Below are 2,747 nucleotides of genomic sequence, written 5' to 3' on the forward strand. Positions count from 1 at the left end.
ATGGCCCGGCGCGACGTCCGAAGAGGCGGCTTCCAAACGTCATACGGATAGGGCGCCGACTACGGGGCCCGTGCCAGGAGGAACTATCGTGAGTGAATTCCTGTACATCTACCGCGGCGGCGCGCAGCCGCAGTCTCCGGAAGAGGGCGAGCGCGTGATGAAGAAGTGGGTCGCGTGGATGGAAGAGCTGGGCAAGGCGGGCGCCATCAAGGACCGCGGTCAGCCGCTGGCTCCGGCGGGCAAGGTCGTCAAGGGCAAGGATAAGGTCGTCAGCGACGGTCCGTACGCCGAGTCGAAAGACCTCGTCCTCGGCTATACGGTGGTCGAAGCCAAAGATCTGGCCCACGCGGCAGAACTTTCCAAGGGTTGTCCGATCTTCGAGTTCGGCGGCCTGGTGGAAGTGCGCCCGATCATGGAGATGTGATGGAGCCAGGCGAGCATCTGTTCCGCCGCGAGGCGGGGCGCATGGTCGCCGCTCTCACGCGCATCTTCGGTCTCCACAACCTCGCATTGGCGGAAGACGTCGTACAAGACGCCTTCTGTCGTGCTTTGGAGGTCTGGCGGATCCGCGGCATGCCCGACAATCCGTCGGCGTGGCTCATGCGCACGGCCAAGAACCGCGCCATCGACATCCTGCGGCGTGAGCGCCGGGCGCTCGACTTCGCACCCGAGCTTGAGCGGCTGTTCGAAAGCGAATGGACGCTGGTCCCCACCGTTAGCGGGCTTTTCACCGAGCACTCGATCCGAGACGATCAACTGCGCATGATGTTCACGTGTTGCCATCCGCGCCTGCCCGAGCAGACGCAAGTCGCGCTCGTGCTGCAGCTCGCGTGCGGCTTCACAGCTCCTGAGATCGCGAGCGCCTTCTTGAGCGGCCGCGCAGGCATCGAAAAGCGGATCGCGCGTGCGAAGAAGGTGCTTGCCTCGTCGAAGATGCTGTTCGATTTCGCCGACGGCGAATTCGCGCTGCGCCTCGTCGCGGTCCAACGCGCGCTCTACCTGCTCTTCAATGAAGGGTATCACGGCGCGTCCTCCCAGGGAGCGGTTCGGACCGAGCTGTGCCGCGAGGCGATGAGGCTGGTCACGCTGCTGCTCGACGATCCGCGTACGGCGACCCCGGCGACCTACGCGCTGTGCGCGCTGATGCATCTCCATGCAGCGCGGCTGCCGGCACGCGTTGACGCCTCGGGCGCCCTCACGTCGTTGTACGATCAGGACCGGTCGCGCTGGGACACGCGTCAAGTGGCCGAGGGGCAACGCCTGCTCGAGCGTTCCGCGGCCGGCGGCGAGGTGAGCGAGTATCACGTCGAGGCCGCGATCGCGTGGCTCCATGCGAGCGCGCGGCGCTTCGAAGACACCGATTGGGGAAAGATCGTCTTCCTTTATGACACGCTGATGACGATCCGCGGTTCGCCGGTCGTCGCGCTCAACCGCGCCATCGCGGTCGGGCAACATGAAAGCCCGGAGCGCGGGCTAGAAGAGATAGACAAAATCGCCGATCGCGAACGTCTGGCCGAGTATCCTTTTTACCACGCAGCGCTCGCCGAGCTCGAGCTTCGGCGCGGACGATATGAGCCGGCCCGCACGCATTTCCAAGCGGCGCTAGGGCTCGCGCGCAACCCGATGGAACGCAGGTTCCTCGAGCGCCGTTTGGAGGCGTGCTTAGTGAGGAGTTGACGCATGGAGCTGTCAGGGCATACCGTGCTGGTGACTGGCGGCGCCAGCGGCATCGGATCGGCGATCGCCAGTCGTTTTCTCGCGGCCGGCAGCGATGTGATCGTCTGCGGCCGTCGCGAAGACAAGTTGCGCGAAATGCAGGCCAAGCATCCGAAGCTCCACACGCACGTCTGCGATGTCGAAGACCCGGCGCAGCGGGTCGCGCTATGCGAGTGGGCGACGCGCGAGTTCCCCAAACTCGACGTGCTGGTGAATAACGCCGGGATCCAGCAGCGGCTGGCCCTCGCGGACGGACCCGATTGGGGCCACGTCCAGCGAGAGATCGCGATCAATTTCGACGCGCCGGTGCATCTCTCGATTTTGTTCATCCCGCATCTGCGCGCACAGAAGCGGCCGGCGATCGTCAACGTCACATCCGGCCTGGCCTTCCTACCGCGTGCCGAAGTGCCCGTCTACTGCGCGACCAAGGCGGCGATGCACTCGTTCGCGCTATCGTTGCGCTATCAGCTGCGTGACACGTCCGTCAAAGTCGTCGAGATCATTCCGCCCGCAGTCGATACGGATCTCGGCGGCCCCGGCTTGCACACCTGGGGCGTGAAGCTCGACGAGTTCGCCGACGCCGTGTTCGCGAAGCTCGGCACCGACGACGACCGAGAGATCGCGTACCAGTTCTCGGCCCAGGCGAGCCGGGCGTCGCGCAAGGAGCTCGACGAGATGTTCGAGCGGATGAACTCGGCCTAGGACATAGACGCTCGGCCGCAAAAGTGTGTGCGGACATCGGGCCGTAGCGTAGCTTGGTCATCGCGCCTGACTGGGGGTCAGGAGATCGCTGGTTCGAATCCAGTCGGCCCGAAAGAGCAATGCGAAGCCCCGTGAGCAATTGCGGGGCTTCGGCCTTCTTTGCCGATTGTGCTTAACCCGGTTTCGTGGACACCAAGATAAGTCGTAATGCGACAAGAAAGGTGTCACGATGAGCACGAAACGGCGGCAGTTCAGCCGCGAATTCAAGATCGAGGCGGTGCGCCAGGTACGCAGCAGCGGTCGACCGGCCACCGCGATCGCCAAAGAAC

General features: G+C 64.5%; 3 protein-coding genes and 1 tRNA gene. All 4 read left to right on the top strand.

From position 1 onward, the window contains the following. The first annotated feature begins 88 nt into the window (after nucleotides 1–88). The 4 genes from VKF82_04255 to VKF82_04270 all read left to right on the top strand — a co-directional run bounded on the left by VKF82_04255 (nucleotide 89) and on the right by VKF82_04270 (nucleotide 2,530). The gene (locus tag VKF82_04255) at nucleotides 89–424 is read left to right on the top strand and encodes a YciI family protein (protein ID HME81271.1); all 336 of its coding nucleotides are present in this window, start codon (nucleotides 89–91) and stop codon (nucleotides 422–424) included. After that, the gene (locus VKF82_04260) at nucleotides 424–1,677 is read left to right on the top strand and encodes a sigma-70 family RNA polymerase sigma factor (protein HME81272.1); all 1,254 of its coding nucleotides are present in this window, start codon (nucleotides 424–426) and stop codon (nucleotides 1,675–1,677) included. The genes VKF82_04255 and VKF82_04260 overlap by 1 nt, the downstream gene beginning before the upstream one ends. Before the next feature lie 3 nt (nucleotides 1,678–1,680). Further along, nucleotides 1,681–2,418: an SDR family NAD(P)-dependent oxidoreductase gene (locus VKF82_04265; GenBank protein HME81273.1), complete on the top strand. Its 738-nt coding sequence runs from the start codon at nucleotides 1,681–1,683 to the stop codon at nucleotides 2,416–2,418. Between the two features lie 37 nt (nucleotides 2,419–2,455). Next, nucleotides 2,456–2,530 (top strand) — tRNA-Pro (locus VKF82_04270). The last annotated feature ends 217 nt before the right edge of the window (nucleotides 2,531–2,747 follow it).

Source organism: Candidatus Eremiobacteraceae bacterium, assembly GCA_035314825.1.
Classification (GTDB): domain Bacteria; phylum Vulcanimicrobiota; class Vulcanimicrobiia; order Eremiobacterales; family Eremiobacteraceae; genus JAFAHD01.

Coding starts and splice junctions, on each gene's coding strand:
- VKF82_04265 (HME81273.1), top strand. CDS start 1,681: ATGGAGCTGTCAGGGCATACCGTGCTGGTGACTGGCGGCGCCAGCGGC.
- VKF82_04260 (HME81272.1), top strand. CDS start 424: ATGGAGCCAGGCGAGCATCTGTTCCGCCGCGAGGCGGGGCGCATGGTC.